Annotated in this window: 16 protein-coding genes; 7 read left to right on the plus strand and 9 right to left on the minus strand. The window is 73.7% G+C overall.

The window, feature by feature from the left end; translation table 11 throughout:
- The first annotated feature begins 68 nt into the window (after window positions 1-68).
- A complete protein-coding gene (locus ACN28G_RS20960; protein WP_091443271.1) occupies window positions 69-1,895 on the plus strand; it encodes a tetratricopeptide repeat protein in 1,827 nt (608 codons plus the stop codon).
- 6 nt (window positions 1,896-1,901) lie between these two features.
- Here the strand turns inward: ACN28G_RS20960 and ACN28G_RS20965 are convergent, their stop codons facing one another.
- The gene (locus ACN28G_RS20965) at window positions 1,902-3,491 is read right to left on the minus strand and encodes an MDR family MFS transporter (protein ID WP_091443274.1); all 1,590 of its coding nucleotides are present in this window, start codon (window positions 3,489-3,491) and stop codon (window positions 1,902-1,904) included.
- 105 nt (window positions 3,492-3,596) lie between these two features.
- On the opposite strand from ACN28G_RS20965, the gene ACN28G_RS20970 reads away from it, so the two are divergent.
- A complete protein-coding gene (locus tag ACN28G_RS20970) occupies window positions 3,597-4,163 on the plus strand; it encodes a TetR/AcrR family transcriptional regulator (RefSeq protein ID WP_091443278.1) in 567 nt (188 codons plus the stop codon).
- 109 nt (window positions 4,164-4,272) lie between these two features.
- Here the strand turns inward: ACN28G_RS20970 and ACN28G_RS20975 are convergent, their stop codons facing one another.
- Window positions 4,273-4,782, minus strand: a complete 510-nt coding sequence (locus ACN28G_RS20975) for a GNAT family N-acetyltransferase (protein ID WP_421480171.1) — start codon at window positions 4,780-4,782, stop codon at window positions 4,273-4,275.
- On the minus strand, window positions 4,779-5,000 hold the full coding sequence (locus ACN28G_RS20980) for a biotin/lipoyl-binding carrier protein (RefSeq protein WP_175440645.1): 222 nt from the start codon (window positions 4,998-5,000) through the stop codon (window positions 4,779-4,781). Before ACN28G_RS20980 ends, ACN28G_RS20975 begins: the two co-directional genes overlap by 4 nt.
- Window positions 5,001-5,278: 278 nt before the next feature.
- Between ACN28G_RS20980 and ACN28G_RS20985 the strand changes: the two genes are divergently transcribed.
- The gene (locus tag ACN28G_RS20985) at window positions 5,279-5,353 is read left to right on the plus strand and encodes a 50S ribosomal protein bL37 (protein ID WP_370461611.1); all 75 of its coding nucleotides are present in this window, start codon (window positions 5,279-5,281) and stop codon (window positions 5,351-5,353) included.
- 67 nt (window positions 5,354-5,420) lie between these two features.
- On the opposite strand, the gene rsrA is transcribed toward ACN28G_RS20985, so the two are convergent.
- From rsrA to ACN28G_RS21010, 5 genes are all read right to left on the minus strand, one after another.
- A complete protein-coding gene (rsrA, locus tag ACN28G_RS20990; protein ID WP_091443284.1) occupies window positions 5,421-5,708 on the minus strand; it encodes a mycothiol system anti-sigma-R factor in 288 nt (95 codons plus the stop codon).
- Between the two features lies 1 nt (window position 5,709).
- Complete coding sequence (locus tag ACN28G_RS20995) at window positions 5,710-6,549, minus strand: sigma-70 family RNA polymerase sigma factor (protein WP_091443288.1); 840 nt, start codon at window positions 6,547-6,549, stop codon at window positions 5,710-5,712.
- Window positions 6,550-6,842: 293 nt separating this feature from the next.
- Window positions 6,843-7,463, minus strand: coding sequence for an alpha/beta family hydrolase (locus ACN28G_RS21000; protein WP_421480172.1), 621 nt, complete (start codon window positions 7,461-7,463; stop codon window positions 6,843-6,845).
- Between the two features lie 102 nt (window positions 7,464-7,565).
- Window positions 7,566-7,961 carry a WhiB family transcriptional regulator gene (locus ACN28G_RS21005; protein ID WP_091443295.1) on the minus strand — a complete coding sequence of 132 codons (396 nt, stop codon included), beginning with the start codon at window positions 7,959-7,961 and terminating at the stop codon, window positions 7,566-7,568.
- Window positions 7,962-8,159: 198 nt separating this feature from the next.
- The gene (locus tag ACN28G_RS21010; protein WP_091443299.1) at window positions 8,160-8,867 is read right to left on the minus strand and encodes an SOS response-associated peptidase; all 708 of its coding nucleotides are present in this window, start codon (window positions 8,865-8,867) and stop codon (window positions 8,160-8,162) included.
- 104 nt (window positions 8,868-8,971) lie between these two features.
- Between ACN28G_RS21010 and aroA the strand changes: the two genes are divergently transcribed.
- The 4 genes from aroA (at window position 8,972) to ACN28G_RS21030 (ending at window position 13,199) form a co-directional block, all read left to right on the plus strand.
- Window positions 8,972-10,273, plus strand: coding sequence for a 3-phosphoshikimate 1-carboxyvinyltransferase (aroA, locus tag ACN28G_RS21015; RefSeq protein WP_421480173.1), 1,302 nt, complete (start codon window positions 8,972-8,974; stop codon window positions 10,271-10,273).
- Between the two features lie 165 nt (window positions 10,274-10,438).
- Window positions 10,439-11,365, plus strand: a complete 927-nt coding sequence (gene rsgA / locus ACN28G_RS21020; protein WP_091447280.1) for a ribosome small subunit-dependent GTPase A — start codon at window positions 10,439-10,441, stop codon at window positions 11,363-11,365.
- Between the two features lie 50 nt (window positions 11,366-11,415).
- Entirely contained in the window at window positions 11,416-12,219 is an 804-nt protein-coding gene (gene hisN / locus ACN28G_RS21025; RefSeq protein WP_091443303.1) for a histidinol-phosphatase, read from the plus strand.
- A 59-nt stretch (window positions 12,220-12,278) separates the two neighbouring features.
- Entirely contained in the window at window positions 12,279-13,199 is a 921-nt protein-coding gene (locus ACN28G_RS21030) for a hypothetical protein (protein ID WP_175440816.1), read from the plus strand.
- On the opposite strand, the gene ACN28G_RS21035 is transcribed toward ACN28G_RS21030, so the two are convergent.
- Complete coding sequence (locus ACN28G_RS21035) at window positions 13,157-14,356, minus strand: glycosyltransferase (protein ID WP_091443312.1); 1,200 nt, start codon at window positions 14,354-14,356, stop codon at window positions 13,157-13,159. The two genes, ACN28G_RS21030 and ACN28G_RS21035, sit on opposite strands and share 43 nt — an antisense overlap.
- Window positions 14,357-14,510 lie beyond the last annotated feature (154 nt).

Raw genomic sequence — 14,510 nt, forward strand, 5'->3', positions numbered from 1 at the left:
TCACCGGTTTCGCGAGCCATCCCCTAGGCTTGCCCAGCCCTGAACACACCTACGAGCGAGAGGGTGACGTGTCCGAGGGGGATGCCGCGCTGACCGCGGCGGAGGAGCTTGCCCTGGCCCGACTGGCTATCGACTCCGGCGATCTGCCGCACGCCGCCGGTCATGTCGCCGGTGCGCTGGCCCAGGCACCGACCCTGCCGGAGGTGCACGAGACCCTGGCCCGACTGGCCGCGGTCGACGGCTCCGGTGGCGTCGACCTCTTCCCGCTGCACCACCGCGCCTTCGTCGGCACGGTGGTGGCCCGCGCCCACCTGCTCGCCGCCGCCGGCCGCCCGGCCGAGGGGCTGGACCTGCTCGCCGCCGCCACCGGGCATTCCCCCGGCGTCGACTGGGCCGGAGTGCCCTGGGTCACCGCTCCCGAGCTGGCCGAACGGCTCGATCCCGAACGTACCGCCCGGATCCTGATGCAGATCTGCGCGGCGGTACCGGATCCGGCGCCCCGGGCCGGCCGCGCGGCGTTGGGCCCGTACCTGACCCTGGCCCGCAACGCGGTCACCGTCCACCCCGACCACGCCCTGCTGCTGGGCGCGGCGTCCGCGCTGGCCCGCCGGGTCGGCGAGGCCGCCCTGGCGATCCGCTGGGCCAGCCGCGGGGTACGCGCCCAGCCGTCGAAACTCGGCGAGGTGTGGCTCGGGTACGCCTACCGCAGCGCGGGCCGGACCCGGGAGGCGCTGGCCGCCCTCGGGCGGGCGGTCGCCCACGACCCGGACGACCTCGCGGTCTACGCCGACATCGCCGGCACCCTGGCCGACCACGGACGGCTCGACGAGGCGCTGACCTGGACCGACCGGGCGCTGGCCCGCGACCCGTCCTTCGACTGCGCGGTGCACACCGCCCACCGGCTGCGGTACCAGCGCGACGGTGAGGTGGCCCACCTGGTGGCGCTGGCGGACTTCGTCCGGGACCACCCCGACGACACCCACGAGCACGGCGACCTGGCCGAGTGCTGCCGGGGCCGACCCTGGCTGGGGCAGCTCACCCCGGCCGGTGGGCAGCTGGTCGACGCGCTGCGCGGGACGCTCCACCCCACCCCGGCGGTGCTCCGGTTGACCGTGCCGGAGCCGCCCAGCGCGCTGCGGGCCGTCGCCGCCGCCCGGCCGGAGCTGGCGGTGGAGGTGGCATCGGCCGAGCCGGCCGGCCCGGACCCGTGGTCGCCCCGCCGGCCGGTCACCCGGCAGCTCTGGCAGCACGACGGCGGTACGGTCCGCCCGGCCCTGCCCCCGCCCTCGGAGGAGGCGGCCCGCCGGATCCGGCAGGTGGCGCAGCCGGCCTGGCCGCACCCGCCGGCGGCGTACGACGCGGCGGTCGGCCTGGCCACCCTGGACCTGCCGGACCTGCTCGGCCTGCTGGTGCATCCGCCCGAGGCGCCGGCCAGCGCCCTGGGCCGGGTGCTGGCCGGTCAGGACCCGTCCCTCTGGGTGCGGTGCGTGCAGGTGTGGGCGTGCCTGGGGCTGCTGCACCACCGCACCGACGAGCCGTGGGAGTCCTCGGTACGCCGACAGGTGCTGCTGGACCTGCTCTGGGGGGTGGAGGACTGGGTCACCGAGGCCGCGCTCTTCGCCCTGGTCACCGCGGCCTGGGTGGATCCGGCGGTCCGCCCGGACGTGGCCCGGGCCACCGCCGAGCGCCTCGCCGACGTGGCCGTGGTGGCCCGGCAGCGGCCGGTGCCGATCGCCGTCTCGCTGGCCCACCTGGCGCTGGCCGCACCGGAGCTGGACCCGCCCACCCTCGGGTTGGCGTACCGGCTGCTGGGGACCCGACCGGGACGGCCCGGCGGCCGACCGGTCGGGTTGCTGCGCCGGATCTGGCGCCGCCTCACCCGCCGGCCGGCCTGAGCGCGGTCAGGACACCGGGGCCCGACCCAGCGCCGCCTCGGCCTGCTCCGACCCGGTGTCGGTCGACGCGCGGGCCTCGTTCTCGGTCCGCAGCGGCACCTCCCGCAGGAACCAGGCAAGCACCGGCACCGCGACGGTGAACAGCACCGCCCAGAGGAAGACGTGGGAGATCGCGTCGGCGAGCCCACCGAGCACCAGCTGCTGGGCCTGCGCCGGGAGCTGGCGCAGCTGCTCCAGGTCGACCCCGGCACCTTCGCCGCCCCCGCTGGCGAAGGTGCCGCCGGCGGCCGAGTCGGCGAGTCGGCGGGCGAAGACCGCGCCGAAGAGCGAGATGCCGAACGAGCCACCGATCGACCGGAAGAAGGTGGCCGCGCCACTGGCCGCGCCGAGGTCCTTCTGCTCCACGCTGTTCTGGGCGATCAGCATCGAGGTCTGCATGAGGAAGCCCATCCCCACCCCGAGGACGATCATGTAGAGCGACGACTCGACCTTGCCGGTGCCGACGTCCAGCCGGGTCAGCAGCAGCATGCCGGCGGTCATCACCACCCCGCCGACGATCGGGTAGATCCGGTACCGGCCGGTCCGGGTGATCGCCCGGCCGACGACCAGGGAGACCAGCAGCATGCCGAACATCAGCGGCATCAGCAGCAGGCCGCTGCCGGTGGCCGAGGCGCCCTGCACGGTCTGCTGGTAGAGCGGCAGGAAGCTCATCGCGCCGAACATGGCGAAGCCGAGCAGGAAGCCCACCGCCGAGATCAGGGCGAAGTTGCGGTTGGCGAAGAGCCCGAGCGGCAGGATCGGCTCGACCGCCCGCCGCTCGACGAAGCCGAACACGACCAGGCTCACCACGGCCAGCGCCACCAGGCCGAGGATCTGCGGCGAACCCCACGGGTACTCGTTGCCGCCCCAGGTGGTGATCAGCACGATCGCGGTGATGCCGACGGAGAGCAGCGCGGCGCCCAGCCAGTCGATCCGGTGCTCGGTGCGGTACCTCGGCAGCTTCAGGGTGGCGATCAGCAGCAGCAAGGCCACCCCACCCACCGGCAGGTTGACGTAGAACGCCCAGCGCCAGGAGAGGTGGTCGGTGATGAACCCGCCGACCAGCGGGCCGGCGACCATGGCGATGGCCATCGAGCCGGCGATCAGGCCCTGGTAACGGCCCCGCTCCCGGGGCGGCACCAGGTCGCCGATGATCGCCATCACGCCCACCATCAGGCCGCCGGCGCCCAGCCCCTGCACCGCCCGGAAGGCGATCAGCTGCACCATGCCGACCTCGGGGCCGCCGAGCAGGTCGGAGCCGGCCATGCCACAGAGCGCCGAGCCGAGCAGGAAGAGACCGACCGAGCTGAGGAAGACGTTCTTGCGGCCGTAGAGGTCGCCGAGCTTGCCCCAGATCGGGGTGGAGACGGTGGTGCCCAGCACGTAGGCGGTGACCACCCAGGTGAAGTGGTTCAGCCCGCCGAACTCACCGACGATCCTCGGCAACGCGGTGTTGACGATCATGTTGTCCAACATCGCGAGCATCATCGCGATCATCAGACCGAAGAGGATGACGCGCACGTTGGGGCGTGCGCCGTCCCGGCTGACCTGCACCATTGGGTAAGCTCCCCGCGTTGAACTTACTTGCCGACCGGCTAGTTGACTTACTTGCCGTACGGTAAGCTGGCCGCGATCCGGCGTCAAGCGAAATGGAGAACATCGGTGACCGAGAGCACAGGCGGCACGCGCGAGCGGATCACGGCCGTCGCCCTGGAGCTCTTCACCGAGCAGGGGTACGAGAAGACCTCACTGCGGGAGATCGCCGAGCGGCTCAACGTGACCAAGGCCGCCCTCTACTACCACTTCAAGAGCAAGGACGAGATCGTCAGCAGCGTCGTCGAGGAGCGGCTGGAGCGGGTCGACGAGCTGATCGCCTGGGCCCGGGAGCAGCCACCGACCCTGGAGACCCGGCGCGCGCTGCTGAGCCGCTACGCCGAACGCATGTTCGCCGACGAGCGCCCCTCGGTGATGCGGTTCTTCGAGCAGAACCAGACCGCCCTGAAGAACCTCGCCGCCGGGCAGCAGATGCGCGATCGGCTGATGCAGCTGGCCGACATGCTCTCCCGGGGCGACGACACCCCGGCCGGGCAGGTCCGCGCCGCGCTCGCCCTGTTCGCGGTGAACTCCAGCTGGTTCGCGATCCGTACGCCCGGCATCGACAACGCCGAGCGGCTGAAGGTCGCCCTGGAGATCGCCGAGGAGCTGGTCACCCGGATCGGCCGGAACTGACCCGACCGGCCGTCCACCGCGCCGCTCCGGCGTCGGGTCCACCGCACCGCTCCGGCGTCGGTGAGATCGCGCCGGTCAGGCGTCGGTGAGACCGCACCGCTGCGGCGGGTCAGGCGTCGGTGAGATCGCGGCGCAGCGCGAGTAGGTCGACCCCGGGCAGCGGAGACCAGTCCCGCTCCGGGACCCGCCGGAAACCCGTCCGCGCGTACAGCCGGCGCGCGGCGTCGGCGAACCCGTCGCGTACACAGATCACCACGGCCCTGCAGCCCAACCCGCGGGCCCGGTCCAGACAGGCCCGCACCAGCGCGACGCCGGCACCCCGGCCCTGCGCCGCCGGATCCACCGCCAGCATCCGGAACTCGGCCTCACCGGGGCGGGCCTGCTCGGCGTACGGGGTGCCGGGCAGCACGAAGGTCACCGTGCCCAGCAGCGCCCCGGTCGCCCCGTCGACCGCGACCAGCACCTCGCCGCTGGCCGCCCGGGTCGCCACGTCGGCGAGCACGGCCTGGTAGCCGTGCTCGCCCTTGAGCTGCCCGTCGGCTTCGTAGGCGGCGACCGTCAACCGGGCCACCGCCGCGAACTCGTCAGGCGTGGCGACCCGGATCAGGGTGCCGGTCAACCGATCACCGCGATCAGGTCACCGTCCTGCACCACGTCGCCCTCGTTCACCGCGAGCTGCTGGACGACACCGTCGGACTCGGCGACGACCGGGATCTCCATCTTCATCGACTCCAGGATCACCAGCGTGTCCCCCTCGGACACGGTGTCCCCGGTCGACGCCACGACCTTCCAGACGTTCGCCACCATCTCGGCGCGGATCTCTTCGGCCATCTCCACGGCCCTCCCTCTCCACCGGTGTGCCTGCGAACGGTATCCAATCACGTCCGCATTCCAGCGGCGTTCCATCCTCCCCGTGGCCCGCCCGGGAATTCGCACCGTCGCGGGCCGGATCCGGCCCGCGACCATCACCGGCCGGATCGCACCCCACGGCCGGTCGACGGCCGGGCCGCCAACTACCATCAGCGGGTCGGACCCCGGACGCTCCGGGGCACCGGTACGCGACCGCCGGCGCGCCGACCGCGCGACCGGTGGCGGCACCAGCATGAGGAGGTCAGATGGCGAAGAAGGCCCGGAAGAAGAAGGCCCGGAAGAAGAGCGCCGCCAACCACGGCAAGCGCCCCAACTCCTGACGACAAGCGACGACCCACCCCCACCGGGCTCGGTGGGGGTGGGTCGATCGGTTCGGTCGGGCGCTGCTCAGTCGGCCAGTTCGCGCGAGTCGGCGGTCTCGAAGACCACCAGCTCGGTCAGCCGCAGCCGCAGCCGTTGCCGTAGCTCGTCCGGCGCGGTCTCGTTGCCGCAGCAGCGCGCCACCAGCGCCCGCACCTCCTGCTCGATGCCGTACTCACGCAGGCACGGGCTGCACTCGTCGAGGTGGTGCCGGATCCGGTCCCGCCGTTCGTCGGCGCACTCCAGATCCAGGTAGAGGTAGACCTCCGCGAGCACCTCACGGCAATCCGTCTCGTGCGGCTCCCCACAGCTCATGTCACACCTCCCGACCGGCGGCGGCCGTCGAGCCACCCGAGGAACGGGCAGCGGAGAAGCCACGGTCGGCGGCGTACCGCTCCAGCAGCTTGCGTAGGTTGCGCCGGCCGCGGTGCAACCGCGACATCACCGTACCGATCGGCGTACCCATGATGTCAGCGACCTCCTTGTAGGAGAAGCCCTCGACATCGGTCAGGTAGACGGCCAGCCGGAACTCCTCCGGGAGCTGCTGCAGGGCCTCCTTGACGTCGCTGTCCGGCAGCCGGTCCAGCGCCTCCGTCTCGGCCGACCGCAGCCCGCTGGAGGTGTGCGACTCGGCCTCGGCGAGCTGCCAGTCGGTGATCTCCTCGGTCGGCGCCTGGATCGGCTGGCGCTGCCGCTTGCGGTAGGAGTTGATGTAGGTGTTGGTCAGGATCCGGTAGAGCCAGGCCTTCAGGTTGGTGCCCTGCTCGAACTGGTGGAAGGCGGCGTACGCCTTCAGGTACGTCTCCTGGACCAGATCCTCGGCATCCGCCGGATTGCGCGTCATGCGCAGCCCGGCAGCGTAGAGCTGATCGACGAAGGGCATCGCGTCCCGCTCGAAGCGGGCCCTGCGCTCGTCCGTCTTCTCGGTGGTCAACCGCACATCCCCTCGCGTCGGATGCTTTCGGCCCGAGGATACGCGCACCGGGCGGCCGGCAGATTCACTTTCGCCCGCTGTGCCCCTGCTCACCATGTCACCGGTGCCCGCCGGCGGCTCGACCGGCGAGGCCGACGCTGGCCACTCCGGTCCGCTCAGCAGCCGTCTGAGCTGCTGCGCTCCCCCTGCGTCCCGTTCCCGGATCCGGGTCTCGGTCGGCATCCGGTCACCCCCCCTCGGCAGATGTGTCGTCCGAGGGGGTAAACGCGAGCGGGCCGGTTCCGCATTCCGGACGGTGTCACCGGTCGCACCGGCACCGGCGCGGCGGCCGTCCCCGGTCCTGGTCCCTGTCCGGCGCGGCCGGACAGGGACCAGGAAGGGCCTGGGAGGGCGGGGTGGTTCCGGCGGCCCGGGCTGGGCGGCCGACACCATCGGTTGCAACGAGGGCCCACCGGCGGCGGACACGGCCGGCAGCGTACGGAGATCACACCCGGGTCGGCCCGTCGGACCCCGAATCAGTGCGCCCAGCCCTGCCGGCGCAGCCAGTCCAGCACCACCGTGGCCGTGCCGGCCGGGTCCCGCCCCAGGTCGTGGCGCTCGCCGGGGCGCTCGACCACCCGCACGACCCCCTCGGCCACCGGCACGCCGAACGGATCCCGGTCCCCGTTGACCACCAGGGTGGGCACCGCGGTGGGCAACTCCGCCGCCCGGGAACGCTCCGGTCGCCCCGGCGGGTGCAGCGGAAACGCCAGGGCGACGACCCCGGCCGCGCCGAGGGCCGGGGCGGTCCGGCAGGCCACCCGGGCACCACTGGACCGGCCGCCGAGCAGCAGGGTCGACGCTCCGGGATGCCGTCGACGCAGCTGCGTGACGACGGCGAGCCAGGCCTCGTCCAGGTGACCGGCCGGGGCCGGGGCCCGCCGACCGGCGACCCGGTACGGCTGGGTCACCCGCGCCACCAGCAGACCGGCCGCGACCGCCGCGTCCCGGACCGCCAGCAGGTCGGGCGCGTCGACCGAACCCCCCGCACCGTGCCCGAGCACCAGCAGTGTCGCGGCCGGGCCGGCCGGTGGGTCGGTGTCGACCCGGGCCGGCCCGCGCGGCGTGCTGATCTCGATGCTGTCGTGGTCTGGCACCGCCCCATTCTGCGCCTGCCGCGACCGCCGGCCCGGACGAACCGGGGCCGGCGGCTCGGCCCACCGAGCCGGACGAGGCCGACTCAGCGGGTCGAGGCCGGCTCAGCGGGTCGAGGGGACCAGGGTGAGCAGCCGGTCGCGGACCGGCGGGCCGGCCTCGTCGGCGGCGTCCGGATCCGGTTGGACCTCGGTACGCCAGGCGACCAGCATTGCGCGCCGTTCCCGTGGAGTGGTGCCACCCCAGACCCCGTGACAGTCCCCGACCTCCAATGACCAGGCCAGACAGGAACCCTGCACCGGACAACTCCGACAGAGCGCGACAGCCGCGTCGGCCGGTTCGTTCGGCGCCGGAAAGAACGTCTCCGGATCGACGTTCTGACAGGTGCCTCTGGTCCGCCAGGCATCGTCAGAACGCCGTTCCCGTAACGCGCGTAGCAGTCGCGGGTCGCGGCGCGCGGCAGCGACCTCGTGCGGACGGGGCATGCGTGCCCGTGTCATTCACCCACCTCCCCCGTGGGACCGGCAAGATCGATGGGGGTCGTTCGCCCCCTGCGAATCGACACCCACCACCGGCGCTGTGTTCTATCGCACTTGCCGACACCGAGACAAGTCTCTGCCGGAAAGATGGCTAAACACCCACGCGACGTTTCGCCCGCAACTCTGGCAAATTAGTACGCGACAATGTGCGGGAGCGGGTCAGAAGAGTGGCGTCTCCGCCGACGGCGCTCCCGGTGAAGCCGGAACCCGGGCGGTCAATTCCGGCCCGTTGTTGCGTACGTTGCCCACCGCCGGGCCGACCGGGCGGATCTCCAGGCCGGCCAACCAGTCCGGCGACGGCGGGGCGAGCAGCCCGGCCGGGTCCTCTGTCGGCGCCAGCCAGGGCGTCCAGCGTTCCGGCGGCAGCAGCAGCGGCATCCGCTCGTGCACCTCGGTCAGCTCACCGACCGCGGCGGTGGTGAGCACGCTGCAGGTGGCCAACGGGCCGTCCGCCCCCGTCCAGACCGACCAGATGCCGGCGAACACCAGCACCGAACCGTCGGCCGGGGTGAGGAAGTACGGCTGTTTCCGGCCCTCGACGCGGGCCCACTCGTACCAGCCGTCCGCCGGCACCAGGCAACGGTGCCGGGCGAACGGGCGGGCGTAGGCCCGACTGGTGGCTACCGTCTCGGCCCGCGCGTTGATCATGCGGGCCCCGGCGGACGGGGACTTGGCCCACGGCGGCAGCAGACCCCAGCGCGCCAGGTCGAGCACCCGCCGGCCGGTGGAGTCGACCCGCGCCACCGGCACGTCCTTGGTGGGCGCGACGTTGTGGTCCGCCGTGCTCCGCCCGCCGGTGTCGTCGTACGCCTCCAACAGGGCGCTCAGCTCCCCGGAGCTCCGCGTGGTCGCGTACCTGCCGCACATGGCACCCACGCTAACCGCCGGCCCGCTCCCCTGCTGTCCCGCCAACCGGGAGCGGATCCGAGGCCCACCGGGCGCCGTTCACGCAACGGGGCAGAATGGGCACCGTGGGAAACCTGACCGCCACCCGAGCACCCCAGCCGTGGACCGCGCCGAAGGCCACCGATCCGGTCGCCGCCACGCTGCGGCTGCCCGGCAGCAAGTCGTTGACCGCCCGGGCCCTGGTGCTCAGCGCCCTGGCCGGCGGCCCCTCGACGCTCACCCGGCCGCTGCGGGCCCGGGACACCGAGCTGATGGCCGGCGGGCTGCGGGCCATGGGCGCCCACGTGTCGACCAGCGACGACCAGCAGTGGCTGGTCCGCCCGCACCGGCTGGTCGGCCCGGCCCACGTCGATGTCGGTCTGGCCGGCACGGTGATGCGCTTCGTGCCGCCGGCCGCCGGCCTGGCCGAGGGGCGGATCACCTTCGACGGCGACCCGCAGGCCCGGTCCCGTCCGCTGGGCCCGCTGATCGGCGCGCTGCGCTCCCTCGGGGTACGCATCGACGCCCCCGGAAGCGGCAGCCTGCCGCTGGCCGTACTCGGCTCCGGGCGGGTCACCGGTGGTGAGGTGGTCATCGACGCCTCCGCCTCCAGCCAACTCGTCTCCGGCCTGCTGCTGGCCGCGCCGCGCTTCGACCGGGGGGTGGTGGTCCGGCACGTCGGGCCGCCGGTGCCGTCCGCCCCGCACCTGCGGATGACGACCCGGATGCTCCGGGCGGCCGGGGCGGCCGTCGACGACACCACGCCCGACGTGTGGGTGGTCGAGCCCGGTCCGCTCACCGGACGCGGCTGGGAGATCGAGCCGGACCTCTCCGGTGCGGTCCCGTTCTTCGCCGCCGCCCTGGTCACCGGCGGTCAGGTGACCCTGGGCGGGTGGCCGCACAGCAGCGCCCAGCCGGTGGACCGGCTCCGGGAGCTGCTGCACGCCATGGGCGGCGAGGTCGCCGTGACCACCGACGGGCTCACCGTCCGCGGCACCGGCCGTCTGCACGGGTTGGACGCCGACCTCTCCGACGTCAGCGAGCTGACCCCGGTGCTGACCGCGCTGGCGGTGCTCGCCGACTCGCCGTCGCGGTTCACCGGTGTGGCGCACATCCGGGGCCACGAGACCGACCGGCTCAGCGCGCTGGCCCGGGAGTTCACCGCGATCGGCGCGAACGTCACCGAGCTGGTCGACGGGCTGGAGATCCGTCCCCAACCGCTGCGCGGCGGCGCGTTCGGCACCTACCACGACCATCGGATGGCCCATGCCGCCGCGGTGGCCGGGCTGGTCGTGGACGGCATCGAGGTGGACGACATCGGCTGCACCGCCAAGACCATGCCGGAGTTTGCGGCACTATGGTCGGCGATGGTGACCGGCAGCAGCTGACGCGACAGGGGGCAGGTCCTGGCGACCAGGAAACGCGAGTACGACGAGGACGACGTCCGGGTCCGACCCGGCAAATCGTCGCGTCCGCGTACCCGTAACCGGCCCCGGCACGCCGACGCGGTGGACGGCTTCGTGATCGCGGTGGACCGGGGCCGCTACACCTGTGTGCTGGCCGACGCCGGGCCCGACGTGCCGGTGGTCACCGCGATGCGGGCCCGGGAGCTGGGCCGCAAGTCGGTGGTGGTGGGCGACCGGGTGGGGCTGGTCGGGGACACCTCCGGGGTGGCCGGCGCGCTGGCCCGGATCGTCCGGATCGCCGAGCGCCGGTCGGTGCTGCGGCGGACCGCCGACGATGACGAGACCACCGCCGAGGGGCGGCTGGAACGGGTGGTGGTGGCCAACGCCGACCAGCTGGTGATCGTCAGCGCGCTGGCCGACCCGCCGCCGCGTACCGGTTTCGTCGACAGGTGCCTGGTGGCCGCGTACGACGCCGGGATCGAGCCGCTGCTCTGCCTGACCAAGGCCGACCTGGCCGGCCCGGAACAGGTAGTCGACTACTACACCGAGCTGGAGCTGCCGTACGTGCTGATCCGACCGGACGGCGACCTGGCCGCGCTGCGCGCGCTGCTCGCCGGCCGGGTCTCGGTGCTCGTCGGCCATTCCGGGGTGGGCAAGTCGACCCTGGTCAACCGGCTCGTGCCGGATGCCGAGCGGGCCGTCGGCGTGGTCAGCGCGATCGGCCGGGGCCGGCACACCTCGACCAGTGCGGTGGCCCTGCGGCTGCCTACCGACGGCGAGCCGGCCTGGATCGTCGACACCCCGGGGGTACGCAGCTTCGGGTTGGCCCACGTCAGCGCGGACAGCCTGCTGCACGGCTTCCCCGACCTGGTGGAGGGGACGGTCGACTGCCCGCCCAACTGTCCGCACACCGCCGACGAGGTCGACTGCGCGCTGGACGCCTGGGTGGCCGGCGGCCGGGCCGACGGGCGACGGCTGGCCTCCTACCGGCGGCTGCTGGCCTCCCGGGCCGGCGAGCCCAACCCGGGCTCGACGGAGACCGCCGAGCCCGGCGACCCGCCGCCCCGGCTCTGACCGGCACCCGCCCGCGCGTGGTGGACCCGGGCGTCGCTACGGTTTCGGTCATGACCCGGTACGCCGACGATCTCGCCCTGGCCCACCTGCTCGCCGATCGCGCCGACGCCGTCTCGACGGCCCGGTTCCGCGCGCTCGACCTGCGGGTCGAGGCGAAGCCGGACCTCACCCCGGTCTCCGACGCCGACACCGCCGTCGAGCGGGAGATCCGGGCCGTGCTGGCCGCGCGGCGCCCCGGTGACGGCCTGCTCGGCGAGGAGTACGGCGAGCAGCCACCGACCGGAGCCGCCGGCCGCCGCTGGGTGGTGGACCCGATCGACGGGACGAAGAACTTCATCCGGGGCGTACCGGTCTGGGCCACCCTGATCGCGCTGCTGGAGGCGGACCGGCCGGTGCTGGGGCTGGTGAGCGCACCGGCGCTCGGCCGCCGGTGGTGGGGTGCGCTCGGTGCGGGGGCCCACGCCGGGCCGGACCTCGCCGGTGGCACGCCGATCCGGGTCTCCGGGGTGGGCCGGCTCGCCGACGCGAGTTTCTGCTACTCCTCGCTGGACGGCTGGATCGCCGGCGGCCGGCTGGACGGGATGCTCGGTCTCATGCGGGACACCTGGCGCAGCCGGGCGTACGGCGACTTCTACGGTTACATGCTGCTGGCCGAGGGGGCGCTGGACGTGATGGTGGAGCCGGAGCTGTCCCTGTGGGACATCGCCGCGCTGGTGCCGATCGTCACCGAGGCCGGCGGGGTGTTCACCGACCTGACCGGCCGGCCGGCTCCCGGCGACGGCAGCGCGGTGGCCAGCAACGGCCCGTTGCACGCCGACATCCTGGCCCGGCTCGGTCGGCCAGCCGCGCGCTGACCCACGGCACCCTCTATCCTCGCCAGGTGTCCACATCCGGTTGGTGTTTCCTGGCGGCGATGATCGTCGCGTACGGTTTCGCCAACCTGTTGCAGTCGGTCGCGGCGGCACGCACCACTGTGCACCACACCTTCGATCCGGGACTGTTGCTGCGGTTGGCCAGCCACCGCACGTACCTGGTCGGCTTCGCCTGTCAGGTGACCGGTTTCGTGCTGGCCTTCCTGGCCCGCCGGGACCTGCCGCTCTTCCTGGTCCAGGCCAGTGTGGCGGCCGGGCTCGGGGTCACCGCCGTGCTCGGCGTGGTGGTGTTGAAGTGGCGGCTGCCGATGGCCGAGGTGGCGCTGCTGGCGCTGCTCTTCGTCGGGATCACCGGGCTGGTGCTCGCCGCCCGGCCGGCGCCGTCGAAGCAGCTCGGTCCGGCCGGCATCGTCGCGCTGCTGATCGTTTTGGGCCTGATCGCGGTGCTGGGTGTCTTCGCCGTCCGGCTGCACGGCTCGCCCGGGTCGGTAGCGCTGGGTTCGCTCGCCGGTCTGGCGTTCGCCGCGGCGGCGGTGGCGGCCCGCCCGCTGGCCTCCGCGCCCTCGGCCGAGGCGATACTGCGCGATCCGCTGCTCTACCTGCTCGTCGCCCACTCGGTCGTCGGCCAGCTCCTGCTCGGTCTGGCCATGCAGCGGGGCTCGACCACCGCCGCCGTCGCGGCCATGGACGCCGCCGGTGCGGTGCCGGCGGCCGTCGTCGGGCTGCTGCTGCTCAACGACAAGATCTGGCCGGGGCGGGAATGGCTGGCCGGGCTCGGTTTCCTGGCCACCCTGGTCGCGGTGATCGGCCTGACCCGGTACGCCGCGCCGCAGCACCACCACGCGGTCGCCGACCGGCGGGAGCTGTCCGGCGTGGGCATCCCCGTCCAGGCGCCGCCGCAGCCGACGCGCCGCACCGTTCAGGCCTCGACCGGCTTACGCCGGCCGACCACCCGCTCGTAGAGCCGTTCCAGGGCGCCCGCCGTCCGCTCCCAGGTGTAGCTGCACCGCACCCGGTCGACGGCGGCGTGCCCGTAGGCGAACCGGCCGGCGTTGTCGGCGAGCAGCCGGCGCAGGGTCACGCCCAGCGTCCGGACGTCGCCCGGGGGCACCAGCCGCCCGGTGACCTCGTCGACCACCGCGTCGGCGATGCCACCCATCGAGTAGCCCACCACGGGCACCCCGCAGGCCATCGCCTCCAACGACACCCGTCCGGCCGAGGAGTAGTGCGGGGTACACGCCACCACGTCCGCCGAGCGGTACCAGGTGGCCATCTGGTCGTGCGGGACGGCGCCGACGATGCGCACCTGCTCGCCGACCCCGTGCTGCTCGGCCAGCTCACGCAGGCGACGGGCCTCGGCGTGGTCGGCCAGCCGGCCGGCCGGGGGACCGCCGGCGATCACCAGCTCCGCGTCACCCACCAGGCGCATCGCCCGGATCAGGTCGTCCTGGCCGTGTCCGGCGGCGAGCCCGCCGACGGAGAGGATCCGGGACCGTTGCTCCCGGGGGGCCGCCTCGCCGTCGGGGTGGAACTGGGTGACGTCCACGCCGGCCGGCACCATCGCCACCGCGGCCCGCCGCAGGCCCATCCGGGTGAGTTCGTCGACCTCGTCGTTGCACTGCGCCACGGCGATGTCCACCGCCCGGGTCAACGCCCGCTCCAGCGGGATCCGCTCCCCCGGCCCGCCGTAGCGCCGGCCCAGGTGGCGTAGCTGCTCGACGCCGAGGGAGTGGAAGGTCTGCACCACCGGTACGGCCGTCTCCCGGACCGCGGTGGCGGCGGCCAGACCGCCGATCCAGTAGTGCCCGTGCACCACCTCCGGCTGCCACTGGCCGGACCAGCGCTCGGTCAGCCAGCGACCGAACTCGGGCACGTACGGCACCAGCTTCGCGGTGGGCGTCGGAGCCGGCGGTCCGACCGGCACCCGTTCCACCCGGTACCCGCCGACCTCGGCGGTGTCGGCCAGTTCCGTCCCCTCCCGGCGCTCGTAGACCCGGACGTCATGGCCGCGCTCGGCCAGCTCGGCCGCGACCCGGGCGATGTGCTGATGGGTGCCGACGGCGGGGCCATCGGCATGCGGGGACGGGCCGGCGTGGGCGCAGACGAGGCCGACGCGCATGAGTCACCTCCAGCGTTCTACGAGAGGATGGATGCTCCGGTCAGAGCGTCCCATTAACCGGGGCCCGTCAGGCCCAAACCTGACAGATCGGGATCGGTCAGGCGGCACCTGACCTCCCGGTTCGGGCCGAACCCCACCAGCCGGCCGGGCCGGT

Source organism: Micromonospora sp. WMMA1923, from assembly GCF_049179195.1.
GTDB lineage: Bacteria > Actinomycetota > Actinomycetes > Mycobacteriales > Micromonosporaceae > Micromonospora > Micromonospora yangpuensis.